This is a genomic window from Streptomyces sp. NPDC037301 (assembly GCF_055602785.1).
In genome coordinates, this window is record NZ_JBVJWD010000009.1 from 13,086 (window position 1) to 38,660 (window position 25,575).

Sequence of the window (25,575 nt, forward strand, 5' to 3'; positions counted from 1 at the left end):
GGCGTGAAGCGCTTCGCGCACGGGCTCGTCCTCGGCAAGTTCTACCCGCCGCACGCCGGCCACCACCACCTCGTCCGCACCGCGCAGGACCGCTGCGAGCGGCTGACCGTCCTGGTCTGCGCCGCCTCCGTCGAGTCCGTACCGCTGGCCGACCGGGTGGCCTGGATGCGGGAGGTGCACCCGGACGTACGGGTCGTGGGCGCCGTCGACGACATCCGCATGGATCTCCACGACCCGGTGATCTGGGACGCGCACATGGCCGTCTTCACCGGGGCCGTGCCCGAGCCGGTGGACGCCGTCTTCACCTCGGAGTCGTACGGGGACGAACTGGCCCGGCGGTTCGGTGCCGAGTCCGTCTGCGTCGACCCCGACCGCACGGTCTTCCCGGTCTCCGGCACCGCCGTCCGCAAGGACCCGGTCGGCTGCTGGGACTTCCTCGAACCGCCCGTACGGGCCGCGCTCACCCGCCGGATCGTCGTCCTCGGCGCCGAGTCCACCGGCACCACCACGATGGCTCGCGCCCTCGCCGACCACTACCGGCGGCGCGGCGGCGTCTGGGCACAGACCCGTTACGTCGCCGAGTACGGGCGTGAGTTCAGCGAACAGAAGCTGGCCGCGCTGCGCACCCGGTGGCCCGGGGCCCAGTGGGAGGACGTCGCCTTCACCACCGACGACTTCCCGCAGATCGCCGCGGTGCAGAACGCCAAGGAGGAGGCGGCCGCGCGCACCGGGTCGCCGGTACTCTTCTGCGACACCGACTCCTTCGCGACCACCGTCTGGCACGAGCGGTACATCGGCGGCCGCAATCCGCTCGTCGAGGAGACCGCCGACCGGGTCGCCCACCATCTGTGGCTGCTCACCGACCACGAGGGCGTCGCCTTCGAGGACGACGGGCTGCGCGACGGCGAGGAGCTGCGGCCCTGGATGACCGACCGCTTCCGGGCCGAACTGACCCGCACCGGAAGGGAGTTCATCGAGCTCACCGGAACCCATCAGGAACGCCTGGCCACCGCGGTCGCCGCCGTCGACACCCTGCTCGCCGCCGGCTGGAACTTCGCCGCACCCCTCCCGGAGCACCGATGAGCGCCGGTGTCCCCGCAGGCTACGACCCGTACGCCTTCGAACCCTTCGCGGTCACGGTCGACCTCGCCGTCTTCACGGTCCGTGGCACCCGGCTGCATGTCCTGCTCGTCGAAAGGGGCGAGGACCCGTACAAGGGCCACTGGGCGCTGCCCGGCGGCTTCGTCCTGCCCCGCGAGTCCGCCGAGGACGCCGCCCGCCGGGAGCTCGCCGAGGAGACCGGGCTGACCGAGGGCACAGTCTCGGCCCTCCACCTGGAACAGCTGCGCACCTACAGCGATCCGGACCGCGACCCGAGGATGCGGGTCGTCTCGGTCGCCTATGCCGCACTCGTACCCGACCTGCCCGAACCGCACGGCGGCGGCGACGCGGCCAGCGCCCGGTGGTGGGACGCCGGAACCCCAGGATCCCTCGCCTTCGACCACGACCGCATCCTCGCCGATGCACACGACCGGATCGGCGCCAAACTCGAATACAGCTGTCTGGCCACCGCCTTCTGCCCGCCCGAATTCACCCTGGGGGAACTCCAGCAGGTGTACGAGACAGTCTGGGGTGTCGAGCTGGACCGGCCCAACTTCCGGCGCAAGGTCCTCACCACGCCCGGCTTCGTCCAGGCCGTGGAGGGATCGCCGCGCCGCACCGGCGGGCGGGGGAAACCGGCCGCGCTCTACCGGGCGGGTGCCGCTACCGCCCTGCACCCTCCACTCCTGAGACCGGATGGAAGAACCACGTGATCGTGACCAGGACCATCACCAAACAGGCCGCCACCGGCGCACTGACCGGGCTCACGCTCGGCGATGCACTGGGCTTCCCGACCGAGTTCAACAACGTGCCGTCGATCCTCGCCAAGTGCGGGCCGTGGCGTCAGATGCGACTGCCGAAGCCGGCGATCGTCACCGACGACACCCAGATGACGCTGGCCCTGGGGCGGGGCATCCGTACCGCCATGGACCGCGGGCTGCTCACCCCGCTGCGGCTGGTCCGCCCGGTGCGCGAGGAGTTCGTCGACTGGTACCACTCGCCCGACAACAACCGCGCCCCCGGCCGCACCTGCATGACCGCCTGCCGCCTGCTCGACAGCGACCGGCTCTGGCAGGAGGCCAGCCAGACCGGCTCCAAGGGCTGCGGCGCCAATATGCGGGTCGCGCCGGTCGGGCTCGTGCCGGGGCTGAGCGAAGAACAGCGCTCCGGCACCGCCCAGTTGCAGGCCGCCCTCACCCACGGCCACCCGACCGCCCTCGCCGCGTCCGACTTGATGGCCCGCGCGGTGTACCTGCTGGCGCAGGGTGCGGAGCCGATGGGCCTGATCGGGCAGCTGCGCAGTTACGCGTACGAGAACAGCAGTCGTTACCTCACGCGCTGGCTCGGCGACCTCTGGCGGTACGCGGGCGACTCCTCGCCGGAGCTGTACATCCAGCGCGGCTGGGACGAGTGCCTCACCGCCCTGGCCCGCGTCCAGGACGCCCTGCGCGACCCGTCCCCGGAGACCGACCCCTGCGAGACCACCGGCGACGGCTGGATCGCCGAGGAGGCCCTCGCCACTGCCCTGCACTGCTTCCTGCTCTTCCCCGAAGAGCCCGTCACCGCCCTCCGCCGGGCCGCCTGCACCCGGGGCGACTCGGACTCCCTCGGCTGCCTGACCGGCGCGCTCGTCGGGGCGCACCTGGGAGCGGGGGCCTGGCCCAAGGAGTGGTCGGAGCGGATCGAGTACCGGAGCGATCTGCTGTCGCTGGGGGCGCTCTGGGACGCCTGATCCATTCGTATGGAAGGGGTGCGTTCATGAGGGCACCCCTGCCCTGTGTCAGGGGTGGGGGAGGCGGGGCCGTTCACCCCTGGTCGGGCCGCAGCGCGGACGACCGGCGGGTGCGGATCAGGAAGTCCTCCACGCGAGCCCGGTCCGGTCGTGGGGGGAGCGGGGAGCACTCGGCCGCCTCGTCGTTCTCCTCGGCCAGGCGGCTCATGCGGCGTTCGACCTCCGGCCACGGCACCTCGCCGCGCTTCACAGCCAGCAGCTCCTCCCGGGCCGGCCCCACCTCGATCACGAGCTCGCCCGTGCGCAGCAGATCCCGGCCGCTGGTCAGCAGCCGCAGCAGATGCATGGCGTGCTTCCAGCGCGGCGCCCCGTACTGCCGTACGTCCGCCTCCAACTTTCTGTGCTGGCCCAACGCGTAGCGGACGAAGGTCTGATGGGCCAGCCGGGACAAAAACGCCCCGCGCAGGGAAAGGAGTTCACGGCCCACGGCGTCGACGTGTTCCACCAGCGGCGAGTGCAGGCACTCCAGCACATTGGGGTTGGCGCGCAGGGCCAGCTCGCAGAAGCGTTCCAGCTCCCAGGAGAACTGCTCCTCCGCCGGACCGTCGACATGCGTCGGTGGCTTGTCGAACCGCCAGAACAGCGGGGTCGGCGCGAGGAAGACGCCGCGCCGGTCGGTGTCGCTGCCGTCCGTGGCGAGTCCGAAGGCGCGTGAGCCCATGACACAGGAATAGACCGTGTGGTCGCGTACGAGAGCCTCGGGGTCAGGGGTGATCATGCCGGCGAGGTTACGTGGGCGAAAACGTGTTGCACCGGAAGATCCCCGGTGCCACGATCACCGCCATGACGATGATCGGAAAGGCTCGCCGCGCCACCCTCCGGTGAGCGCGATGACGACACCTCCGCACCCCAGAGAAGAAGTAACCGCTCTGTACACCAGGTTCGAACACCTGCCTTACCCGGCCCGTATGCGGGCCATCGCCGAACACACCCGCTCCCTGGACGACACCGCCTACCGCGCCGCGTACACGGCCCTGGACGCCGGGAACCCCGATGAACGCCGGCTGGCGCTGTTCCTGGCCGTCGTCCGCCGCGACCTCGACGCCGTCTCCCGGGCACTCGGTGATCCGCTGCTCAGACCGCGCGCCCTGGCCGCCGCGATCAGACTTCCGATCGACGAACAGGCCCTGACGGCACTGGCGTTGGGTGATCTGAGATGCGTACGCCATCACACATACCGGATCCTCCGGCTGTCCCGCCGGACCGCGCTCGCCGACCGACTGCTCCCGCAGGTCCACGAACGGCACGGCGACGAGGACACGGCCCGGCTGCTACCCGCCTGTACGCCCGACGCGGCCGAACAGTGGCTGCCACGGCTGGTCCAGGTGCCGCTCGGCGTCCTGCACGCCCTTGCCCGGACCGCACCGGCCGCCCTCGCCGCCCATCTCGCCGACCGGTTGCCCGCGGGGAGCGCCGACCGGTCCGAACCCAGGGGCCTGCGCGGACGCAGCCGGTACCTTGTGACCCGCCTCAGCGCCCGCGATCCGGCAGCCGGGATGCTGCTGCTCGACAGGGCCCCTCATCTGGTCACCGGCACAGCGACGGCCACGCTGCTGCGCGACCCCGCCGCCGTACTGGCCTCGCTGCGACGTACCGGCACCGAACGCCTGCCCCTGGCTCCGGAACCCTTGCCGCGGCGGGTGCTGAGCGCCCTCGCGGCCTGCCCGCAGGAGGACATCGCCCTGCTCACCGGTGTCCTGCGCGTCGAATCCCCAAGGGAGCTGAGCCCCTTCCGGACGCACGTGGCGCCGGAGCCGCTGCTCACCCTGTTGCCACCGGCCCGACGGCGGCGAGTGGTCGAATCACGGTCGGCCGACGGGCTCACCGACTGGCGGGGCGAACTCGGCGGCGTCGCCTCCCTCGCCCCTGCCGACCGGGCAGAGATCGCCACACGCTGGCTGAACGGACGGGCCGGGCGCCGGACACACCCTCGCAGCCTCATCGCGGCACTGCTCCCGCTGCCCGAGGGCGAGCCGCGCCTGCGGGAACTCGCCTCCGCGCACCGCCCGTTCGAACGGGCTGCCGCCTGGCCCGCGTTGCTGGAATGCGCCGCACGGCACGGCGATCCGGAGGAATACGCACGCGTCCTCACCTCCTGCGAACGGGCCTGGCACGACCAGGAGGAGGTGCGCCGAGCGACCCTGGCCGCGGCCGGCACCGTCCCGGATTCCTTGCTGGACGCGGCACCGTACGGGGTCCTGCGGGACGCCGCGATGACCACGGTGCAGTCCCGCGACTCGACCCGCGCCTCCCTCGTGGCCGCCGAGTACTGGCTGCGGCGCACGGCGCTGAGCGCCGCCCGCCACGGGGACCTGGACCGGGCCGCCGCGGTCGTCGGGCTGTTGATCCAGGTCCTTGCCGACCCGCGCGGCTCCGGAACCGTCCGGCCGTTGCCGCTCGGCAGGGAAGCGGCCGTCGGAGTGTGGGAGCTCGGCAGCCCGTGGTCAGCGGGACGACTCGTGCTGTTCGGCGCCCTGTTCGTACGTCACCTCCCGCACATCCCCGCCCTGGACGAGGCGATCGGCCGGGCGGCGGCACTGGGCCTGTCGGGCGGAGGTCAGGCCCGGCCGGCGGCCGAACTGTGGCTGGCCGATCCGGCCACCCGGGAGCAACGTTGCGCCGAACTTCTGGCCGCCAACCCCCTGTCGGTCGTCGTGCCGGTCGTCTGGCGCACGATCGCCCGTCGCCGTACCGATCTGCTCGACACAGTCCTGGGCTCCGGACTGCCGCCGCACTGGGCGCCGCGGATGCGGCGGAGCGTCCTCGGGCGCTGGCTGCCGCGTCAGCGCGCCGCACTCGATGCGCAGCTGTCGCGTATCGCCGCCGACGACGAGGTGCCGCTGCTGGAACGGACCGACGCCACTGCCCTGCTGGGGGAGACTGGCAGCCTGCGCCTGCTGGCCGGGACGGCACCGCAGCCCGTTGCCGCGGCTGCCCTCACCGCGCTGGGGGAGCGCGCCGCCGACAGCGGCGGAGTGCCGGCCCATCCCGAGACCCTGGACTTCCTGCTCGGACACGCCGGGACCGGCGGGGTACGGGGGCGGGCCGCGATGACCGGTGTGCGGGCCATGCTCGACACGGTGCCGGACGTCGAGGCCGTTGCGCGGTTCAGCCGGGTCGTCATGGACGTCACCGGGTCCGTCGGCAGCCGGAAAGCGGCCGTGCGCGGGCTGTCCGCGCTGTCCTCGCCGACGGCTTTCGCGGCCGTGCTGGCCGGATGGGACGCACCCGGTCAGCATCGTGACGTCCACGCCACGATGGTCGGGGTGCTCGTGACCCGCATGGACGTCGCCGCTGTCGCGGAGCGGTTCACGGCGCAACTGCACCATGCGGCGGTACGTGAACGGGTGATGGCGGCGCGGCCCGACCGGCCGTCGGCCGCCGACGCCCTGCGCCGGTTCCTCGCGCACACGGTGGCGACGGGGGAGAGGGCGTCCGCGACGGCCGCCGCCCACGCGCTCCTCGGGACGCAGGTCACCGCTCCTGTCGGAGGAGTCGTCGCCGCCGCGGTGACCGACAGCTGCCGTCCGCACGGGGTCCGCGAAGAGGCGGCGCGCCTGCTGTGCGAGTGGGCGGCCACCGAGGAGGGGCGGTCGGTGCTGAAGGGCGCGCTCGATGCGGTGGTGAGTCAGGTCCGTTCCGTGGACGAGGGGGAACGGCGGGACGCGCTGCTGGTCCTCGACTCGCTGAAGCGGGGGTACGGGCCGCGCCCGGTCGCCGCTCTGGATGCCGTTACCGAGGCGCTCCGGGAGGCGGGGCTTGTCCATACGGCGTCCGGGGTGGCGCTGTCGGCGGCCCTGTCGTCGCTGACGGATTCGGACGAGGGGATGGTCGAGCGGTGGGACCGGTGGCTGTCCCTCGCGGGGGAGCGGCCGGGCCCGCTCGACGTCATCCGGTACGAGTGGCGGGGGCCGGGGCCGGTGCTGCCGATCGCGGCGATCGGCACGGTGGTGGCCGCACTGCGGGCGCGGGGGTCGGCCGTTGCGGGGCTGGCCGCGGTGGAGCTGGTGGTCCGGGCGGGCGGTAACACCCGGTGGGCGGATCCCTGGCCGGACCAGCTGGCCGCGCTGCGGGACAGCGAGCATCCGGATGTCGCGGAGGCGGCGCTTCTGGCCGATGTCCGCCGGGCCGGTCCGGCGACCGCTGTGTGACGGCGGACCTGCCCCGCTCAAGTGGCAGAAGCCCGGGTTCTGATCGACATTGTCGATAAATCATCCCCTCCGGAAAGGCGGAACCATGGCGGGAAACGACCTCGGCAGCCTGCTGGGCAGTTTGCTGGGCGGCGGCGGCCAGGGCGGCGCCTCCGGCGGAGCCGGGAACATCCTCGGCGCGCTGCTGGGCGCACTGGGCAACGGCCAAAGCGGTACGGGCGGCGGTGGCAACGCGCTCGAAGGTCTGATCGGGATGCTCACCGAGTCCGGCCTCGTCGACCAGGCGCAGTCCTGGGTCGGCACCGGTGAGAACCAGGCGGTCAGCGGCGCCCAGATCGCCGAGGCGCTGCCGGACGAGACTCTGCAGAAGGTCGCCCAGGAGACCGGGGTCTCCACAAAACAGGCGGCCGACGAGATCGCCCGGTCGCTGCCGACGGCGGTCGACAGACTGACCCCGTCGGGAGAGGTCCCCGAGGGCCGCTCGATCGAGGACCTGGTCCGGGAACAGCAGCTCTGAGACCGGGGCGGCCGCAAGGGCCGTTCACCGGGCAGAAGGAAGTGTTCCTCCGGAACACCCCGCGCGGCCGGAGGCCTTCGCCACCGGGCGGAGCCCTCCGGCCGACGCGCTCCGCCACGTGCGCGTCACCGCCCCGTCTCACTGGGAGAGCACCCCGGCCGCCCGCCGCGCCGCCCCTCTAGGCTGATCGTGCAGAAAGATCACGCAGGCGGACAGCAGGCGCGACACGTACGAAAGAGCGAGGAGCACGACGTGGCGGTACGAGCGGTCCGTGGAGCCGTCCAGCTGGATCAGGACGAGGCCGGACACATGGACGAGCGGGTCAGCGCCCTGCTCACCGCCGTCCTGGAGCGCAACAACCTCGTCGCGGACGACCTGATCAGCATCTGGTTCACGGCCACCCCCGATCTGCACAGCGACTTCCCGGCCGCCGCGGCACGCGGGATCGGTATCGTCGACGTACCGCTGATCTGCGCCCAGGAACTGGACATCGTGGGGGCCATGCCCCGTGTGGTGCGCATCCTCGCGCACGTCGAGACGTACCTTCCCAAGTCCGAGATCGCGCACGTGTACCTCGGCGCCACCGCCGCCCTCCGCAAGGACATCGCCCAGTGAGAACCGCCCTCGTCATCGGAACGGGCCTCGTCGGCACTTCCGCAGCCCTCGCCCTGGCCGGGCGCGGCATTCATGTCCACCTCGTCGACCACGACCCCGAATCGGCCCGCACCGCGGCCGCGCTCGGCGCCGGTACGGGCGAGGCGCCCGAGGGCCGCGTCGACCTGGCGATCATCGCCGTGCCGCCCGCCCATGTGGCCTCGGTGCTGGCCACCGCCATGCGGGACGGCGTGGCCCGCGGCTACCTCGACGTCGCCAGCGTCAAGGGCGGCCCGCGCCGCGAGCTGGAGGCCCGCGGCGTCGATCTCACGCCGTACATCGGTACGCACCCCATGGCCGGCAAGGAGCGATCGGGCCCCCTCGCCGCCACCGCGGACCTCTTCGAGGGCCGCCCCTGGGTCCTCACCCCGACACGTGACACCGACACCGAGGTCCTCAACCTCGCTCTGGAACTGGTCGCGCTCTGCCGCGCCGTACCGGTCGTCATGGACGCCGACGCGCACGACCGGGCCGTCGCCCTGGTCTCCCACACCCCGCAGCTGATCTCGTCGATGGTCGCCGCCCGCCTGGAGGAGGCCGACGAGACCGCCGTACGCCTCTGCGGTCAGGGCATCAGGGATGTCACCCGGATCGCCGCCTCCGACCCCCGGATGTGGGTGGAGATCCTCTCCGCCAACCCCGGCCCGGTCGCCGACGTGCTGGCCGGGGTCGCCGCCGATCTGGACGAGACGGTACGGGCGCTGCGCGCTCTGCAGTCCGGTGACGACGACAAGCGCCGCGAAGGCACCGAAGGCATCGAGGACGTGCTGCGCCGCGGCAACGCGGGCCGGATCCGGGTGCCCGGCAAGCACGGGACGGCCCCCGCCTCCTACGAGATCGTGTCCGTGCTCATCAGCGACCGGCCGGGCGAACTGGCCGGGATCTTCGCCGACGCCGGCCGGGCCGGGGTCAACGTCGAGGACGTCCGCATCGAGCACGCCACCGGGCAGCAGGCGGGCCTGGTCCAGCTGATGGTCGAGCCGAGCGCGGCCCCCGAACTGAGCGCGGCACTGCGCGACCGTGGCTGGTCGCTGCGCCAGTAGGCCCGGGGTGGCGGGCCCGGGAGGCGGTTGTCCACAGGGGTGCAGAGGACCGCTCCGACACTCGGTAACCTTGTGCGGGGCGGGTTCACGCGCCCCCGTCCCGCCCACCCCGTGTACCAGGAAGGTGTCCACCACCGTGGAAACCGCAAGCGCCGCCGCCCGGACGGCCCCGGCCGCAGTGATCGTCGCCATCGACGGGCCCTCCGGCACCGGCAAGTCGAGCACGTCCAAGGCCGTCGCCGCCCAGCTCGGCCTGAGCTACCTGGACACCGGCGCCCAGTACCGGGCGATCACCTGGTGGATGCTGAACAACGGTATCGACGTGCAGGACGCGATGGAGGTGGCGACCGCCGCCGCCAAGCCGGTCATCGTCTCCGGCACGGACCCGGCTGCCCCGACGATCACCGTCGACGGCGAGGACGCCTCGGGGCCGATCCGTACGCAGGAGGTCACCTCCCGGGTCAGCGCGGTCAGCGCGGTCCCCGAGGTGCGTGCGCGGATCACCGAGCTGCAGCGTTCCATCGCCGCCGCCGCCGAGGGCGGCATAGTGGTCGAGGGCCGCGACATCGGCACCACGGTGCTGCCCGACGCCGACCTGAAGATCTTCCTCACCGCATCGCCGGAGGCACGCGCCGCCCGCCGCAGCGGAGAGGTCAAGGGCTCCGATCTCGCCGCCACCAAGGAGGCGCTGATCAAGCGGGACGCGGCCGACTCCGGCCGCAAGACCTCCCCGCTGGCGAAGGCGGACGACGCCGTCGAGGTGGACACCACCGAGCTGACCCTCCCGCAGGTCATCGAGTGCGTCGTCACCCTCGTCGAGGAGAAGCGGGCCGCGAAGTGACCCAAGCCACGGGCTCGCCCACGCTGCGTGGCGCAGCGGTCGGGCGCGGGATCGGCATCGGGCTGATGTACGGGCTGTGGAAGCCCCGCGTCCTCGGTGCGTGGCGGGTTCCCGCCTCCGGACCCGTCATACTCGCGGTGAACCACTCCCACAACATCGACGGTCCGATGCTGATGGGCACCGCGCCCCGGCCCGTCCACTTCCTGATCAAGAAAGAGGCGTTCGTCGGCCCGCTCGACCCGTTCCTGCGCGGAATCGGTCAGCTGAAGGTGGACCGCACGACCGCCGACCGCACCGCCATCACCCACGCCCTCGGCGTGCTGGAGAACGGCGGGGTGCTCGGGATCTTCCCCGAGGGCACCAGGGGCGAGGGCGACTTCGCCTCCCTGCGTGCCGGGCTCGCATACTTCGCGGTACGCAGCGGGGCGCCGATCGTGCCCGTGGCCGTACTGGGAAGCACCGAGCGCCGCGGACGGTTGATATCGGCACTGCCGCCGTTGCGCAGCGGGGTCGATGTCGTCTTCGGCGATGCCTTCGACGCGCAAGAAGGGGCGCGCGGCTCGGACAAGGGTGGTGGCGGGCGACGGGCGGGCGGAAGTGGCCTGCGGACCCGGAAGGCGCTGGACGAGGCGACGGTACGGATCCAGGGGCGGCTGACCGCCCATCTGGACGAGGCCAGGCGTTTCACCGGGCGCTAGGTAAGACTTGAGTAGTGGGCCGCGTGGTCGTGGCCCATCGATGATGATGCAAAGAGGAACGGACTTCATGAACGACCAGATTCACTCCGACGGCTCGGACCACGAGCACGGAGCGCTTGGCGACGCCGAGTACGCGGAGTTCATGGAGCTCGCCGCGGAGGAGGGCTTCGACGCCGAAGAGGTCGAGGGCGCGATCGGCGAGGCCGGTCACGGACCGCTTCCCGTGCTCGCCGTCGTCGGCCGCCCCAATGTCGGCAAGTCGACGCTGGTGAACCGGATCATCGGCCGTCGTGAGGCGGTCGTCGAGGACAAGCCCGGCGTCACCCGCGACCGAGTCACCTACGAGGCCGAGTGGGCGGGCCGCCGCTTCAAGGTCGTCGACACCGGCGGCTGGGAGCAGGACGTGCTGGGCATCGACGCCTCCGTCGCCGCCCAGGCCGAGTACGCGATCGAGGCCGCCGACGCGGTCGTCTTCGTGGTCGACTCGACCGTCGGTGCGACCGACACCGACGAAGCCGTCGTCAAGCTGCTGCGCCGGGCCGGCAAGCCCGTCGTGCTGTGCGCCAACAAGGTCGACGGACAGAGCGGCGAGGCGGACGCCACCGCGCTCTGGTCGCTGGGCCTCGGCGAGCCGCACCCGGTCTCCTCGCTGCACGGTCGCGGCACCGGCGACCTGCTCGACGCCGTACTCGAAGCACTTCCCGAGGCCCCCGCACAGCGCTTCGGCACCGCGATCGGCGGACCGCGCCGGATCGCCCTCATCGGCCGCCCCAACGTCGGCAAGTCCTCGCTGCTGAACAAGGTGGCGAAGGAGGACCGCGTCGTCGTCAACGAGCTGGCGGGCACCACCCGTGACCCGGTCGACGAGCTGATCGAGCTCGGCGGCATCACCTGGAAGTTCATCGACACGGCCGGTATCCGCCGCCGCGTCCACCTCCAGGAGGGCGCGGACTACTACGCCTCGCTGCGCACCGCCGCCGCCGTGGAGAAGGCCGAGGTCGCCGTCGTCCTGATCGACGCCAGCGAGTCCATCAGCGTCCAGGACCAGCGCATCATCACCATGGCGGTGGAGGCTGGGCGCGCCCTGGTGATCGCGTACAACAAGTGGGACACCCTCGACGAGGAGCGCCGCTACTACCTGGAGCGCGAGATCGAGACGGAGCTCGCGCAGATCGCGTGGGCCCCGCGGGTCAACGTCTCCGCCGTCACCGGCAGGCACATGGAGAAGCTGGTTCCGGCGATCGAGACCGCTCTCGCCGGCTGGGAGACCCGCGTCCCCACGGGCCGGCTGAACGCCTTCCTCGGTGAGATCGTCGCCTCCCACCCGCACCCCGTCCGCGGCGGCAAGCAGCCCCGCATCCTCTTCGGTACCCAGGCGGGCACCAAGCCACCGCGCTTCGTGCTGTTCTCCTCGGGCTTCCTGGAGCACGGCTACCGGCGCTTCGTCGAGCGCCGGCTGCGCGAGGAGTTCGGCTTCGAGGGCACCCCGATCCACATCTCGGTGCGGGTCCGCGAGAAGCGCGGCCGCAACAAGTAGTACACAAGGCCCGTGACGGAGCCCCGGACCGTTTCACATATGAAACGGTCCGGGGCTCCGTCGTACGGTCAGGCCTCTCGCGATCCCGATCCCGGGGGCAGCGCCGCAGGCTGGGCCCGCCCGGAGTGCCGGCCCACCCGCTGCCAGGAGCCGAGGCTGCCGGTGTGCGTGCTCGGGCCGCTGCCGTGGCCGGTGGCCCCGTTGGGTACGGAGAGGCCGCTGGAGAGCCCGGTGGTGAGGCCGGAGAAACCGGAGTGGCTGCTGAGCGGGACGCGGCTGCCGAAGAGCCCGGCGCCGAAGGCCATGAAGCCGAGATGCTCCTCGCCGCTACGATCACCCGGCAGCGCCCGGAACGACCGGCGGTACTCGGAGTACAGCGCGTCGTAGATCGGGGTGTGGGACTGACCGCCCGATGGCTCCTGCGAGGGACGCATGGCAGGGATCGGGCTCGGGCGCTGATGGGAGGGGTCGTATGAGTGCACGTATGTGCCAACGACCCCACTGTCCGTCGGATGCGGGCCCGGCGGAGAAATAGCTGTTCGCCGCGGGTGCGAAGAGCCGATGGCCATGATCAGGTCCCGGCCAGCGGCATTGCCGCGGCGACCAGGAGCCCGCCGGCGGCGGCCCTGTCCAGAGCGTCGCGCAGCAGGTCCTCGCGGGGCTGCTGGCCGATCGCCCCCGCCGGGGCGGCGAAGACGAGCACGGTCTGCGACTTGTTGGCCGCGGTCCGCCAGCCCTCGGTGACCTGGAGCGGCGCATGCGCCTGCCACCAGGCGACCGGGGCGCCACCGCCGGTGCCGGGCTGGAGCACGGCGTGCAGCTGGCCCATGGCGAGCAGGATCGACCAGCCGTGCAGCACCGCGGGCATTTGGTCCATCCGGTGGACCGGGTGGAAACCCTGCTCCAGCAGCAGCTGGAGGAATTCGTCGCCCCGGCTGCCGTCCGTGCCCGGGCGGGCGATGGCGCCGGTCGGCTCGACGACGAGGGCCGGGTGGAGCTCGTCGTCGATCAGGACGAGGCCGCTGGTGATCCCGAGGACGGCCTGTTCGGGGCTGAGGCCCTCCGGGTACTCAAAGTTCTCAGGGTGCTCCGCGTCGCTGCCGGTGATGCTGCGTACGGCGCCCTGCAGCTGCTCCTCGGCGACCTGGACGACCTGCGAGGGGATGCAGGTCGCGTGGGCGAAGGCGAGGACAGCGGTTTCGTCACCGACGAAGAGCACCGTGCTGGTGCGTTCCTGTTCGGAGTCGCCAGGGGTGCGGCAGGAGGTGCAGTCGTAGCTGCCTGGGGTGTTGTCGCCGACGAGCAGCCGGTCGGCTTCGGCGTCGCCGATCTCGGCGCGTACGTCCTCGCTGACGTCGAGCATGCGCGGCACGGGTGGCTCCTCGAACTCGGTGCGTGCGCCGGGCGGTTCCCGGCTCATGCAGAAGACAACGGGCGATCTGCGGCCGGGGTCACGCGAGAAAGGGAACGTAATCGAACCATCCGATGCAGAGGGAGAATCTCGGGATTCGAGGGGCCAATTACGACCTGTTTCTCCTGATTGGTCGTACGGCGATGTGGTCGACTCGGCCATGGAGCAGTCTGCCGATGCATCGATAAATCAGGAAAACAGGTGAGTATGAGGATGGCTGAAATTGGCCGGTGTTCGGAGTGAACCGCCGGCCGGTCTGCGCCGTCATGGCAAGTGCCGTCCCCCGTCTACCAGCCGAACCAGGAGATATGGCGTTTCATGCACATTTCTTTCCTGCTCCACAACGCCTACGGAGTCGGGGGCACGATCCGTACGACGTTCAATCTCGCCGGGGCGCTGGCCGGGCACCACGACATCGAGATCGTGTCGGTCTTCCGGCACCGCGACATCCCCGCACTGGGCGCCCCCGAAGGCGTGCGCATGAGCCATCTCGTCGACCTGCGGAAGAAAAGCCCGTCATACGACGGCGACGCGGTCGAACACGCCCGTCCCGCGACCGTGTTCCCGCGTGGCGACAGCAGGTACCGCCAGTACAGCAGGCTGACCGACGCGCGGGTGGCGGACCATCTGCGTTCCCTGGACGCGGATGTCGTGGTCGGAACCAGGCCGGGGCTCAATGTGCAGATCAGCAGGCAGGCCCGGCGCGGTCCGGTCCGGATCGGGCAGGAGCACCTCACCCTCGACAGCCACAGCTACCGGCTGCGCCGCGAGATCGGGCATCGCTATGCCCTGCTCGATGCGGTCACCACAGTCACCGAGGTCGACGCCCGCGCCTACCGGACCGGGCTCAAGCTGCCCGGCGTACGGATCGAGGCCATTCCCAACAGCGTGCCCGAGCCGGGGATCGCGCCCGCCGACGGCGACAGCAAGTGGGTGATCGCCGCGGGCCGGCTGCACAAGGTCAAGCGGTACGACCTGCTCGTCAGGGCGTTCGCCGACGTGGTCGCCGTCCGTCCGGACTGGCGGCTGCGCATCTACGGCGGCGGCGACGCGACCGGGAACGAACGCCAGACGCTGCTCGCGCTCATCGGTGAGCTCGGCCTGCACAACCATGTGTTCCTGATGGGTCCGGTCAACCCGCTGGAGGCCGAGTGGCCCAAGGGGGCGATCGCCGCCGTCACTTCGGACCGCGAGTCCTTCGGCATGACCATCGTCGAGGCGATGCGCTGCGGCCTGCCGGTCGTGGCCACCGACTGCCCGCACGGCCCCCGCGAGATCATCGAGGACGGCACCGACGGACGGCTGGTGCCGGTCGGTGACACGGCGGCGGTGGCGGACGCCCTGCTCGGTCTGATCGGCGACGACGAAGCGCGGCGCCGCGCCGGCCGCGCCGCGCTGGCCGCGTCGCAGCGGTTCGACCCGTCACGGATCGCCGAACGCCATGAGCGGCTCTTCACCGAACTCGCCTCCCGAGCCCCGCGCGACCGCTCGCACGGCGCTCTGCGCACCACAATGCACCGAGCCCGCGGCACCGTGCTGGACGGGGCGTACGCCCTGCGCTACAAGGCCGCCGATGTCATCCGCAAGGGGAAGCCCGCATGACCGTCTCCGCAGAGCGACAGACGCCACGAGCCGACTGCACGGCAGGCCCCGACGGCGGGATCACCTTCGACCTCGACCTCCGTCGCCGCGAGGCCGGGGAGACGCCCGAACTGCTTCTGCGGCTGCGCGGGGCCAAAGGCACGGGCGGCGACGGCGACACCGTACGGCTGCCCCTGAGCCCGCTCGGCGGTGGACGGCTGCGAGCGGTGCTGCCGGGCACCGTGGCGCCCGCCGAAGGCCGCTGGGACGTCTATGTGCGTGAGCCGGGCGCGGACGACGACGGAGCGGTGGCCGTCGAGCCCGGAATCAGGGATGTGCGGTTCCTCATGGACCGCACACCGGAGACCGGGCGGATCGCGGTCCGTATCCCGTACCCGACCGTCGACGGCCGGCTCGCCGTGCGCTGCTGGGTCCGCTCGCCGCACGCCGAGGCCGGGCCGGTCACCTTCGACGGGGGCGGGATGACCATCGAGGGCACGCTGTACGGGACCCGCCTCGGGGACGACGCCCGCGTCGAGGCGCGACTGGCCGGCGCCCCCGACCGGGTCTGCCGGGTGCCGGTGGCCGGGAAGGAAGGCACGTTCTCCTTCACACTTCCGCTCGACCGGCTGGGCACCGGGCCGGTCACCGAGCAGCAGCTGTGGACGCTCTGGCTGCTCCCTGGGACGGGCGCCGGGGAGCCGGCCGACGGCGTACGGATCTCGCGCATCCTCGATGACGTCTGGGACCGCAAGAACAGCTTCGTCTACCCGGGCCGCAGCGCAGGGGAGGGCGTCCGCGCCATCCCCTGCTACTCGGCCGACAACGATCTCTGCGTACGGCTCGTACCGGATCCGGCGCAGGCCCGGTAGACCGTCGGCAGCCGGTTGCGGACGCAGGCTGTCCGCAACCCCTGGCAGACTCGCCCCATGTTGGAGACCTCGGCACGACTGCTGCGCCTGCTCTCTCTGCTCCAGGCGCACCGGGACTGGTCGGGCGCCGATCTCGCCGAACGGCTCGGGGTCACCCCGAGGACCGTCCGCCGTGACGTCGACAAGCTGCGCGAACTGGGCTACCCGGTCAATGCCAGCCCCGGTACCGGCGGCGGATACCAGCTCGGCGCCGGTGCCCAGCTGCCGCCGCTGCTCCTCGACGACGAGGAGGCCGTCGCCGTCGCCGTCGGGCTGCGCACTGCGGCGGGCAATGGCGTCGAGGGCATCGGCGAGACCTCTGTACGCGCCCTGGCCAAGCTCGAACAAGTGCTGCCGAACCGGCTCCGGCGGCGGGTGAACGCGCTGAACACCTTCACCGTGCCGCTGCTCCGCGGACCCGGCGCGTCCACCGCCGATCCGGGTGTCCTCACCGAACTGGCCGGAGCCTGCCGGGACAGCGAGCGGCTGCGCTTCGAGTACCGGGACCACTCCGGCTCCGTATCGCGCCGGACCGTCGAACCGCACCGGCTGGTGTGCACCGAGCGCCGCTGGTATCTCGTCGCCTGGGACCTGGACCGCGCGGACTGGCGCACGTTCCGCGCGGACCGGATCACGCCCACGCCGCCGCACGGCCCGAGATTCGTCCCCCGCGACGCACCGGCCGAGGATCTGGCCGCCTATGTCGCAAAGGGAATCTCGACCACCGTGTACGCGACGCACGCGGTGATCCGGCTGAGGGCGGGGATCGAGCGCGCGGCCGAACGGATCTCGCCGTCCTCAGGGGTGCTGGAGGCGGAAGGAGCCGACAGCTGCCTGCTGCGCGCCGGGGCGGCGAGCCTCGATGTGCTGGTCATCCACGTCATGCTGCTGGGGATCGACTTCGAGGTCGTCGAACCGCCGGAGCTCAATGACGCGATCAGGGCGGCCAGGGACCGGCTGTCCCGGGCCCTGGACTGAGCGCTTCCTCCGGCGTAGCCATACAGGGACGGTTCGGGTTGTCCGCTATACGGGCGGCGGTGCGCGGCTGTCCCCGGCCCGTGGTACGGATTTTGTGACCAAAAGATAAGGCTGCCATAAGGAAGCGTGAATTCCCGGTGGCATGCTCATTTGCGCAGGCTATTCAACCCGAAATTCCAGCTGTTCGACACGGAATATTCCGCTTTGTTTTCGGTCCTTCCGTCTGATTGTTTTCCGGCCTGTGTGATTACTGTGTGTCCGGTAGCGGGCCGCATGCTCGGGTGGCGTGATTCGAGCGGCACGCGTGTCGTGATCCTGTGACACAAGCGTGACCGCCGAGGGACGTGTGGATGCCGTGCGGTGGTCGGCGCCCCGGCTTCCGTCGTGGTCCGCAGCCGCCTACGGTGAGAGGCATGGCACCCATACCGACTCCTCCCGTCCAGCCGGACGACACACCCGATGCGTACGTCGGCCTCTCTGCCGACGCGGCCGAGCAGCGGGCCCGCAGGCATGGCTGGAGCACCGTCAGATCCCTGCCGCCGGGCGCGATCATCACCATGGAGTTCCGGAGCGGACGGATCAACTTCGAGGTTGCCGATGCCGTCGTCACCCGCTGCTGGGTGGGCTGAGGATTCCTGCGCCCTGGGCTCCGGGCCCAGGCATGAGTGAAGGCCCCGACCGAAGTCGGGGCCTTCACCGTGCGGGGGAGCGGCTGTGCGTACCGGCCCCGCTGCTCCTGGGGTGTTCAGCCGCCGGTCATCGGGCGGGCGGGGGTGGTGCCGCCGCGTGGCGTACGGTCCGCGTGCGGCGGGCGGCGGCTGCCGGCCGGGGTGACCGGGGTCCGCTCCGAGCGCACCAGATGCGCCGGGGGCGCCGGGTGTGCACGCGAGCGGGCGCCCGTGACCGTGCCCGTTGCGGTCGCCGTGTGTCCTCCCGCGGCGACCGGCTCCAGCACCGGGCTCTCCGTCACGCCGTCGCCGCCGTCCGGTTGCGGGAGCAGTACGGTCCGGGGTCCTCCGGCCGCGACGGGCACGGAAGGTACGGGACGGCCGCGTCCCCGCAGGTTCTCGCGCTGGGCGAAGATCCAGGCCTCGGCCCGGGTGATCAGCGGCTCGACCCAGGGCAGGCCCAGCAGGATCAGCAGTCCCGCCACCCAGCCCAGCAGCACATCGCTGAGCCAGTGCGTGCCGAGGTAGACGGTGGTGAGTCCGACGCCGAGCGAGACGATCGCCGACGTGGCCGACAGGTAGCGCCTGGCCCGCGGGGTGGTCGCCAGATAGGCGAGGATCCCCCAGGTGACGACCGCGTTGGCGGTGTGGCCCGACGGAAATATATCGCCGCCGGCGAAGAGCTCCGCGGAGCCGATCTGGGTCGCGTAGTGCGGACCGAGCCGCCCCAGGCCGATCTTGACCGCGCCGACCGTCATATTGAGCAGCAGCAGTGCGGCGGCGAGCGTCAGCAGGGGCCGCAGCGTGTGCTGCCGCCAGGAGCGCCAGCCGAGCCAGCAGGCGACCATGGTGGCGGTGGGGCCGCGCTGGCCGAGCACGATGTAGTAGTCGAGGAAGGCATGGATTTCCGGCCACTGTTGATACGGCCGGAAGAGCATGACCTTCCAGTCCAGAGTCACCAGCCAGGAAGAGACCAGCACGGCAACGACGATGGCGAGATAGAACGCCAACGTCCCGCAGAAGAGAGCGATGCGGTGACGGCTCATCCGCGGTGGCTCTATCTTCGGCGGCTCCGGCTCCCGGTCCAGGCGGGCAAAGATGTCGGTACGCACCCAATCGACGTTACAGCGAGTTAGCGCGTGAACAGGTCGATCCGGTCTCTTTGTGATGACGATGTGATGTGGACTATGTCTCAGCCGGGCCTTAATTCCCGACCCGAAGAAGCATATCGGTGGGTCTCCGCACTATTGATTTCACACTCATTTCGGAAGGGTGTTTGGGTGCGGACGGGAAAGCGCGAGGGTGCCGGTATGAATTTCTCCGGCCTCTCGATGGGGCGGAACGGGCAGTGTTCGTCCGGTTACCGAACGCTTTCGGCGTGGGCCCGGCATGTGCTCCGGGAGTCACGCCGAGTACCTTCTGTGCCGGGCGCGAAAGCCGTCCGCGCGGGTTCGCGCGGGTCCGGGCGGCGGCCCGGCGTGGCGTACGCCACACTCCGCGGCCCATCGGGGTATGAGGTGGACCACGTGTGAGTGCTCCGAACTCGCGTACGCTGACGGATCACTCGCCCGTCGATGCCGGGCCCCGAGGGACAGTGAACCGCTGCATCCCCGGCTGGCCTGCCGAGCGCGAGGGACCTTTTGGGAGGTACATGCATGTCCGGGACGACCACAGCCCGAATCCGGCTGCGCTCAGCCGCCGACGGTGCCAATCGATGGGTCGTCCTCGTCGTCCTCTGCCTCAGTCTGCTGCTCGTCGCGCTCGATTCGACCGTGCTCCATGTCGCCGTCCCCGCGGTCACCGAGGACCTGCGGCCCAGTGCCGTCGGTCTGCTCTGGATCGTGGACGCCTATCCGCTGGTCTGCGCCTCGTTGCTGATCCTCTTCGGCACCCTCGGCGACCGCGTCGGCCGGCGCCGCATTCTGCTGCTCGGCTATGCCCTCTTCGGCGTCGCCTCCGCGATCGCCGCGATGGCCGACAGCCCCGGCGTACTGATAGTGGCGCGTGCCCTGCTCGGCGTCGGCGGCGCGATGATCATGCCGGCGACGCTGTCGATCCTCCGGCAGGTCTTCCCCGACCGGCGCGAACGGGCCATGGCGATCGGCGTCTGGACCGCCGTCGCCGCCGTCGGCGCCGCCACCGGACCCGTCATCGGCGGCTTCCTCGTCGAGCACTTCTGGTGGGGCTCGGTCTTTCTGATCAACATCCCGCTGATGGCGCTGATCCTGCCGGTCGGCCGCCTGCTGCTCCCCGAGTCACGCGGCAGCAATGACGGCCCGTGGGATGTGCTGGGCGCGCTGATGGCCGCGGCCGGAGTGCTCGGTGTGGTCCTGGGCGTGAAGCGGGCGGGCACCGGTGAGGGGCTGCTGAGCCCGGCCACACTGGCCCCGCTGCTGATCGGGGCCGTACTGCTCGTAGTCTTCGTGCGCCGTCAGAAGCGCCGTACGCATCCGCTGATCGACATCGGGATGTTCGCCAGGCCCGCCTTCTCGACCGCGGTGGGCTGCATCATCCTCGCCATGCTGGCTCTGGTCGGGCTGGAACTGATAGCCGTGCAGTACCTCCAGCTCGTCCTGGGTCTGAGCCCGCTTCAGACCGGTCTGCGGCTGCTGCCGCTCACCTTCGCGGCCATGGCCGCGGGGGCCACCGGCTCGTACACCCTGCGCCGCATCGGGCCGCGCCGGATGGTCGGCTGGGGCTTCGTGCTCACAGCCGCCTCAGTGCTGGTCCTGACCGCGATGGGGCAGCACGACCGGCCCGGCCTGATGACCGCTTCCTTCGTCGCGCTGGGCTTCGGGCTTCAGTCCACGCTCTTCGGGGCGTACGAATCCATGCTCAGCGAGGCCCCCGCCGACCGGGCGGGCGGCGCGGCGGCGATCGGCGAGACCTCCTACCAACTGGGCGCGGGCATGGGGATCGCTCTGCTCGGCAGCGTCATGAACGCCGCCTACGCCCCAGGGCTTGCGAAGCTTCCCGAAGAGGGCGTCCCCGCCGGGGACGGTGCGGCCGCCTCCCACTCGCTGGGCGAGGCATACCAGGTGGCGGACCGGCTGGGCGGCCCGCTGGGCGAGGTGCTGCGCTCCACGGCCCGCCACTCCTTCATCATCGGGCTGCATGTCACGCTGCTGGTCAGCGCGGCTCTGCTGCTGGTCGGAGCGCTCGCCGCGCTGCGGCTGCCGCGGGTGATGGAGTGCCCGTCGCCGGGTGTCCGTGAACCCCAGGAGGCCGACGACGTCCGTGAGTCGCCGGGGCGGAGTGAGGCGCCGGACTTCCACGGAACGCACGAGGCGCCCGCCGCGGGCCGCACGCAGCGGCCGCGCCCGCTGTCCACCCGGCGCCGACCCGCCGAGGCGACCGGCTCTGGACGGGCGGGACACTGAGCCGTAACGTCGGTACGACACCATAACTAACACTGCTAGTTTTAGTATCGTGCGAGCCGCCGGAGGCACCCTCATGTCCACCACTGAGTCCTCGAAGCTCCCGCCCTTCGACCCCGCCGACCCGATCGGCATCGACGATCTGCTCAGCGCCGAGGACCTCGCCATCCGCGACACCGTCCGCGACTGGGCCACCGACCGTGTTCTGCCGCACATCGCCGAGTGGTACGAGAACGGCGAGCTGCCCGGCATCCGTGAGCTGGCCCGCGAGCTCGGTTCGCTCGGTGCCCTCGGCATGTCCCTGCAGGGGTACGGCTGCGCGGGCGCCACCGCCGTCCAGTACGGACTGGCTTGCCTGGAGCTCGAAGCGGCCGACTCGGGAATCCGCTCCCTCGTCTCCGTACAGGGATCGCTCGCCATGTACGCCATCCATCGCTTCGGCTCCGAGGAGCAGCGGCAGCAGTGGCTGCCGGGCATGGCGGCCGGCGAGATCATCGGCTGCTTCGGCCTCACCGAGCCGGACCACGGCTCCGACCCGGCCGGGATGCGGACGTACGCCAAGCGCGACGGCGAGGACTGGGTGCTCACCGGCCGCAAGATGTGGATCACCAACGGCTCGGTCGCCGGGGTCGCCGTCGTCTGGGCGCAGACCGACGAGGGCGGTGTGGGCGCCGGAATCCGCGGATTCGTCGTGCCGACCGACACCCCGGGCTTCTCGGCGCCCGAGATCAGGCACAAGTGGTCCCTGCGCGCCTCGGTCACCAGTGAGCTGGTCCTCGACGAGGTACGGTTGCCGGCCGATGCCGTGCTCCCCGGGGTCTCCGGCCTCCGCGGCCCGCTCAGCTGCCTCAGCCATGCCCGCTACGGCATCGTCTGGGGAGCCATGGGCGCGGCGCGCGCCAGCTTCGTGTCGGCCCTCGACTATGCGAAGACCCGGGAGCAGTTCGGCAGGCCGATCGGTGGCTTCCAGCTCACCCAGGCCAAGTTCGCGGACATGGCCGTGGAACTGCACAAGGGCATCCTGCTCGCCCACCATCTGGGCCGGCGGATGGACGCGGGCAGGCTCCGTCCGGAACAGGTCAGTTTCGGAAAGCTCAACAATGTGCGGGAGGCGATCGAGATCTGCCGTACCTCGCGCACGATCCTCGGCGCCAACGGGATCTCGCTGGAGTACCCGGTGATGCGCCATGCGACGAATCTGGAGTCGGTGCTCACCTACGAAGGAACCGTGGAGATGCACCAGCTGGTGCTGGGCAAGGCGCTCACCGGCCTCGACGCGTTCCGGTAGACCGGTCCGGCGAGCGCCCTGCTCAGCTCTGGTTGAAGAAGCCGTCGGCCGGCCGGCCGACGGCTTCGCCGTTGACCACCTGGGTGTCGGCCGGGGTCAGCAGGAAGACCCGGGTGGCCACGCGCTCGATCGAGCCGCGCAGTCCGAAGGTCAGCCCCGCCGCGAAGTCCACGACGCGCTTGGCGTCGGTGGGGTCCATGGTCGTGAGGTTGACGATCACCGGGACGCCGTCCCGGAAGAGCTCTCCGATCGCTCGCGCGTCCCGGAAGCTGTCCGGGGTGACGGTGGCGATCCGGCGGCCCGTCTCCTGGGCCGCCTCGGAGGCCACCTGCACCCGGGGGTCGGTCACCCAGGCCTGACCGGTCCCGGTCTGTGCACCCTCGGCGTACTCGTCGTCGTCGTAGTACCGCTCGTCGTTGTCCTCTACGAGGCCCAGCCAGGCACTCGCCTTGCGCACCGATCCCATGGACGCCTCCTCTCACCGCGGTTCCGTGGTGTTCCGCATCTCTTCGTATCCCTATGGTCGTCCATGATGCGGATCGTGCGCCAAGTGGATAGTCGGCGCGCAGGGGATTCGTGACGGTACTGGTGCAGAAGATGTGGCGGTTCGTCAAGGTTCCTCCTGCATCAGGGGCCTGAAAGAAAGAAAATATGATCCACCGGTCCGTACGGGTGACATGGGGGACGTACGGGTGAACGGAGCCCTCGATACGATGCACGTCGCGCATACGCACGAGCGCGGCGCGCAGGTGAACGACTCTCGGGGGACCGTCGTGTTCGGAATCGTCAGGCCCTGTGCCCACCGCTTGTCCGAGGGACTCAGGGCCGAGTGGATGGCCCATCTCTGCGGGCTCTGTCTGGCACTCCGTTCCGGCCATGGGCAATTCGCCCGGATCGTCACGAATTATGACGGCCTGATCGTCTCGGTTCTGACGGAGGCTCAGTCCGAGCGCGCCACCGGATGGCGACGTACCGCGGGGCCCTGCCCGCTGCGCGCCATGCGGACCGCCCCGGTCGCCCGGGGCGAGGGAGCCAGGCTGGCCGCCGCCGTCTCCCTGGTGCTGGCATCGGCCAAGGTGCGGGACCACGTAGCCGACAGGGACGGTCTGTTGAAGCGCCGCCCGGTCGCCGCCGCTGCGCGCCGGGTCGCCGCGGGCTGGGACCGGGCCGGCGCGCGCACCGGCGCACAGCTCGGCTTCGACACGGCGCTGCTCGTCGACGCCGTCGACCGGCAGGCAGGCATCGAACTGCTCGCCGGGCCCGGCACCCCGCTGCTCGTGGTCACCGAGCCCACCGAGACCGCCACCGCGGCGGCCTTCGCCCACACCGCGATACTCGCGGGCAAGCCGCAGAACGCGGAGCCGCTGGCCGAGGCGGGCCGCCTCTTCGGACGCCTGGCGCATCTGCTGGATGCCGTGGAGGACCAGGAGGCTGACGCCGCGTCGGGTGCCTGGAACCCGCTCACCGCGACCGGCACCACGCGGGCCGAGGCCCGGCGGCTCTGCGACGACGCGCTGCGCGGCGTGCGGCTGGCGCTGCGCGACGCGGAGTTCACCGACGACAAGCTGGCCCATGTGCTGCTGGTGCACGAACTGCGGCAGTCGGTGGACCGGGCGTTCGGCACCACGGCATGCTCGCACCGGGCAGGCGTCCCGGCCCTGGACGGAACTGCCCCTCCGTCAGGTGTGCGGCAGACCGGGTCCTTCGGGCCGCCGCCCGGCAATCCGTACGCGCCGAGCCCCGGCAGCCCCGTCGGCCCGCCGCAGCCCCCGCCCGAGCCCCCGCGCGACCGGCGCGGTCTGATCGCGGGCTGCCTGGTGTGGGCGGGACTGGCCTGCACCTGCCAGATGTGCTGCGGCACCTTCAACGACCCGTGGACCCATCAGCGCCGCGAGGGGCTGTGCAGTCAGTGCGACTGCTGCGATGCCTGTGACTGCTGCAGCAACTGCGGGGACTGCTGCGAATCCTGCGACTGCTGCGACTGCGGGTGCGACTGCAGCTGCTGAGGCGAGGTGTCCGGCCTCGCGGGCCGGGCGGGACTTGGCTGCCCCGGCCCGGGCCGGATCACTTGATCTCGGGCGGCGAGATCTGCGAGGTCTTGATCGCCGACGCGCTGATGCCCCACTTCTTCAGGATCCGGTCGTAGGTGCCGTCCGCCTTGAGGCCGTTCACCGCGGCCTGGAAGGCGGGCGCCAGCGGGGTGCCCTTCTTGAAGGCGAAGCCGACGTCGAGGCGCTTGAACTCATTGAGGAAGCGCACACCCTCCTGCTGCTCCACCGCGTAACGCAGGCCGTTGATGGTCGACATCACCACATCGCTGCGGCCCTGCTGGAGCGAGCCCCAGATCGCGCCCTGGTCGCTGTAGGTCTTCACCTCGTACGGCTTCTTGCCCGTATCGGAGCACAGGTGCCTGTTCTCCTCCAGCGTCACCTCGAAGGTGGTGCCCGCGCCGGTGCCCACGGTCAGGCCGCAGAGCTGGGTGAGATCGGTGACCTTCTTCAGCTTGCTGTCGTCGCGGACCGCGAAGCCCTGGCCGTCATTGATGTACGTGACGAAGTCGACCGTCCTGCGGCGCTCCTCGGTCACCCCGAAATTCCCGGTGCCCACGTCGTACTTCCCGCTGCCCAGCGCCGGCAGGATCGCCTCGAAGGAGGCCACCTCGCGCTTCGGCTTCAGCCCGAGCTTCCTGGCCACCGCGTCCGCGAAGTCGATGTCCGTACCGGTCACCGTCCTGCCGTCCTCGAGGTAGGTGGCACCGGGCGGATTGCCGATGCTTGAGGCGATGGTGAAGGTGCCGGAGGCACGGACATCGGCGGGCAGCAGCTTCGCCGCGGCCTCGTCCTTGTGCACCGACGACACGACATCCGTCGTCGGGATCCTTCCCTTGGCGGCCGTTGTCCCGGGGGGGGGGGGGGGGGGGGAGGGGGGGGGGGAGGGGGAGGAGGGGGGGGGGGGGGGGGAGGGCAATGGAGGAGGCCCAGGGGGGCGGGGGGGTAATTGGGCCATGAGTTACCGCGGAGGGTTGGG

The 25,575-nt window shown here is 71.2% G+C and carries 22 protein-coding genes and 1 pseudogene; 17 read left to right on the top strand and 6 right to left on the bottom strand.

What is annotated here, in order from left to right; genetic code table 11:
• Positions 1–3 precede the first annotated feature (3 nt).
• Genes ACZ7IB_RS16705 through ACZ7IB_RS16715 form a run of 3 tightly spaced genes read left to right on the top strand, consistent with a single transcriptional unit; the run spans position 4 to position 2,833 of the window.
• A complete protein-coding gene (locus ACZ7IB_RS16705; RefSeq protein WP_470913194.1) occupies positions 4–1,083 on the top strand; it encodes an AAA family ATPase in 1,080 nt (359 codons plus the stop codon).
• Positions 1,080–1,814 carry an NUDIX hydrolase gene (locus tag ACZ7IB_RS16710; protein ID WP_470913195.1) on the top strand — a complete coding sequence of 245 codons (735 nt, stop codon included), beginning with the start codon at positions 1,080–1,082 and terminating at the stop codon, positions 1,812–1,814. The genes ACZ7IB_RS16705 and ACZ7IB_RS16710 overlap by 4 nt, the downstream gene beginning before the upstream one ends.
• On the top strand, positions 1,811–2,833 hold the full coding sequence (locus ACZ7IB_RS16715) for an ADP-ribosylglycohydrolase family protein (protein ID WP_470913196.1): 1,023 nt from the start codon (positions 1,811–1,813) through the stop codon (positions 2,831–2,833). The genes ACZ7IB_RS16710 and ACZ7IB_RS16715 overlap by 4 nt, the downstream gene beginning before the upstream one ends.
• Positions 2,834–2,906: 73 nt before the next feature.
• Here ACZ7IB_RS16715 and ACZ7IB_RS16720 read toward each other — a convergent pair whose 3' ends face one another.
• The gene (locus ACZ7IB_RS16720; RefSeq protein WP_470913197.1) at positions 2,907–3,611 is read right to left on the bottom strand and encodes a nucleotidyltransferase domain-containing protein; all 705 of its coding nucleotides are present in this window, start codon (positions 3,609–3,611) and stop codon (positions 2,907–2,909) included.
• A 112-nt stretch (positions 3,612–3,723) separates the two neighbouring features.
• On the opposite strand from ACZ7IB_RS16720, the gene ACZ7IB_RS16725 reads away from it, so the two are divergent.
• The 7 genes from ACZ7IB_RS16725 to der all read left to right on the top strand — a co-directional run bounded on the left by ACZ7IB_RS16725 (position 3,724) and on the right by der (position 12,334).
• Positions 3,724–7,044 (top strand): hypothetical protein, encoded by a 3,321-nt coding sequence (locus tag ACZ7IB_RS16725; RefSeq protein WP_470913198.1) that lies wholly within the window; start codon positions 3,724–3,726, stop codon positions 7,042–7,044.
• 85 nt (positions 7,045–7,129) lie between these two features.
• Positions 7,130–7,561 carry a YidB family protein gene (locus ACZ7IB_RS16730; RefSeq protein WP_470913199.1) on the top strand — a complete coding sequence of 144 codons (432 nt, stop codon included), beginning with the start codon at positions 7,130–7,132 and terminating at the stop codon, positions 7,559–7,561.
• Positions 7,562–7,813: 252 nt separating this feature from the next.
• Positions 7,814–8,176 carry a chorismate mutase gene (gene aroH / locus ACZ7IB_RS16735; protein WP_093893778.1) on the top strand — a complete coding sequence of 121 codons (363 nt, stop codon included), beginning with the start codon at positions 7,814–7,816 and terminating at the stop codon, positions 8,174–8,176.
• On the top strand, positions 8,173–9,258 hold the full coding sequence (locus ACZ7IB_RS16740) for a prephenate dehydrogenase (RefSeq protein ID WP_470913200.1): 1,086 nt from the start codon (positions 8,173–8,175) through the stop codon (positions 9,256–9,258). Before aroH ends, ACZ7IB_RS16740 begins: the two co-directional genes overlap by 4 nt.
• 124 nt (positions 9,259–9,382) lie before the next feature.
• Positions 9,383–10,099: a (d)CMP kinase gene (gene cmk, locus ACZ7IB_RS16745; RefSeq protein WP_404119212.1), complete on the top strand. Its 717-nt coding sequence runs from the start codon at positions 9,383–9,385 to the stop codon at positions 10,097–10,099.
• Positions 10,096–10,797, top strand: coding sequence for a lysophospholipid acyltransferase family protein (locus tag ACZ7IB_RS16750; protein WP_470913201.1), 702 nt, complete (start codon positions 10,096–10,098; stop codon positions 10,795–10,797). Before cmk ends, ACZ7IB_RS16750 begins: the two co-directional genes overlap by 4 nt.
• A gap of 67 nt (positions 10,798–10,864) precedes the next feature.
• Positions 10,865–12,334: a ribosome biogenesis GTPase Der gene (der, locus tag ACZ7IB_RS16755; RefSeq protein WP_470913202.1), complete on the top strand. Its 1,470-nt coding sequence runs from the start codon at positions 10,865–10,867 to the stop codon at positions 12,332–12,334.
• 68 nt (positions 12,335–12,402) lie between these two features.
• On the opposite strand, the gene ACZ7IB_RS16760 is transcribed toward der, so the two are convergent.
• The gene (locus tag ACZ7IB_RS16760) at positions 12,403–12,768 is read right to left on the bottom strand and encodes a hypothetical protein (RefSeq protein ID WP_470913203.1); all 366 of its coding nucleotides are present in this window, start codon (positions 12,766–12,768) and stop codon (positions 12,403–12,405) included.
• Between the two features lie 137 nt (positions 12,769–12,905).
• Entirely contained in the window at positions 12,906–13,706 is an 801-nt protein-coding gene (locus ACZ7IB_RS16765) for a hypothetical protein (protein WP_470913372.1), read from the bottom strand.
• Positions 13,707–14,063: 357 nt separating this feature from the next.
• On the opposite strand from ACZ7IB_RS16765, the gene ACZ7IB_RS16770 reads away from it, so the two are divergent.
• The 4 genes from ACZ7IB_RS16770 to ACZ7IB_RS16785 all read left to right on the top strand — a co-directional run bounded on the left by ACZ7IB_RS16770 (position 14,064) and on the right by ACZ7IB_RS16785 (position 17,844).
• Complete coding sequence (locus tag ACZ7IB_RS16770; RefSeq protein ID WP_470913204.1) at positions 14,064–15,347, top strand: glycosyltransferase; 1,284 nt, start codon at positions 14,064–14,066, stop codon at positions 15,345–15,347.
• Positions 15,344–16,198 (top strand): transferase, encoded by an 855-nt coding sequence (locus ACZ7IB_RS16775; RefSeq protein WP_470913205.1) that lies wholly within the window; start codon positions 15,344–15,346, stop codon positions 16,196–16,198. The genes ACZ7IB_RS16770 and ACZ7IB_RS16775 overlap by 4 nt, the downstream gene beginning before the upstream one ends.
• 57 nt (positions 16,199–16,255) lie before the next feature.
• Positions 16,256–17,215 carry a helix-turn-helix transcriptional regulator gene (locus tag ACZ7IB_RS16780; protein WP_470913206.1) on the top strand — a complete coding sequence of 320 codons (960 nt, stop codon included), beginning with the start codon at positions 16,256–16,258 and terminating at the stop codon, positions 17,213–17,215.
• Positions 17,216–17,628: 413 nt separating this feature from the next.
• Positions 17,629–17,844, top strand: a complete 216-nt coding sequence (locus ACZ7IB_RS16785; RefSeq protein WP_470913207.1) for an I78 family peptidase inhibitor — start codon at positions 17,629–17,631, stop codon at positions 17,842–17,844.
• A gap of 116 nt (positions 17,845–17,960) precedes the next feature.
• Here ACZ7IB_RS16785 and ACZ7IB_RS16790 read toward each other — a convergent pair whose 3' ends face one another.
• Positions 17,961–18,995, bottom strand: coding sequence for a phosphatase PAP2 family protein (locus tag ACZ7IB_RS16790; RefSeq protein ID WP_470913208.1), 1,035 nt, complete (start codon positions 18,993–18,995; stop codon positions 17,961–17,963).
• A gap of 543 nt (positions 18,996–19,538) precedes the next feature.
• On the opposite strand from ACZ7IB_RS16790, the gene ACZ7IB_RS16795 reads away from it, so the two are divergent.
• Positions 19,539–21,263 (top strand): MFS transporter, encoded by a 1,725-nt coding sequence (locus ACZ7IB_RS16795; RefSeq protein ID WP_470913209.1) that lies wholly within the window; start codon positions 19,539–19,541, stop codon positions 21,261–21,263.
• A 73-nt stretch (positions 21,264–21,336) separates the two neighbouring features.
• Complete coding sequence (locus tag ACZ7IB_RS16800) at positions 21,337–22,548, top strand: acyl-CoA dehydrogenase family protein (RefSeq protein ID WP_470913210.1); 1,212 nt, start codon at positions 21,337–21,339, stop codon at positions 22,546–22,548.
• Positions 22,549–22,570: 22 nt separating this feature from the next.
• Here the strand turns inward: ACZ7IB_RS16800 and ACZ7IB_RS16805 are convergent, their stop codons facing one another.
• A complete protein-coding gene (locus ACZ7IB_RS16805; protein WP_470913211.1) occupies positions 22,571–23,014 on the bottom strand; it encodes a cell division protein SepF in 444 nt (147 codons plus the stop codon).
• A 307-nt stretch (positions 23,015–23,321) separates the two neighbouring features.
• Here ACZ7IB_RS16805 and ACZ7IB_RS16810 point away from each other — a divergent pair, with 307 nt between their 5' ends.
• The gene (locus tag ACZ7IB_RS16810; protein WP_470913373.1) at positions 23,322–24,554 is read left to right on the top strand and encodes a DUF5685 family protein; all 1,233 of its coding nucleotides are present in this window, start codon (positions 23,322–23,324) and stop codon (positions 24,552–24,554) included.
• A 58-nt stretch (positions 24,555–24,612) separates the two neighbouring features.
• On the opposite strand, the pseudogene ACZ7IB_RS16815 reads toward ACZ7IB_RS16810, so the two are convergent.
• A pseudogene (locus ACZ7IB_RS16815) lies at positions 24,613–25,443 on the bottom strand (ABC transporter substrate-binding protein); the annotation flags it as partial.
• Positions 25,444–25,575: the final 132 nt, after the last annotated feature.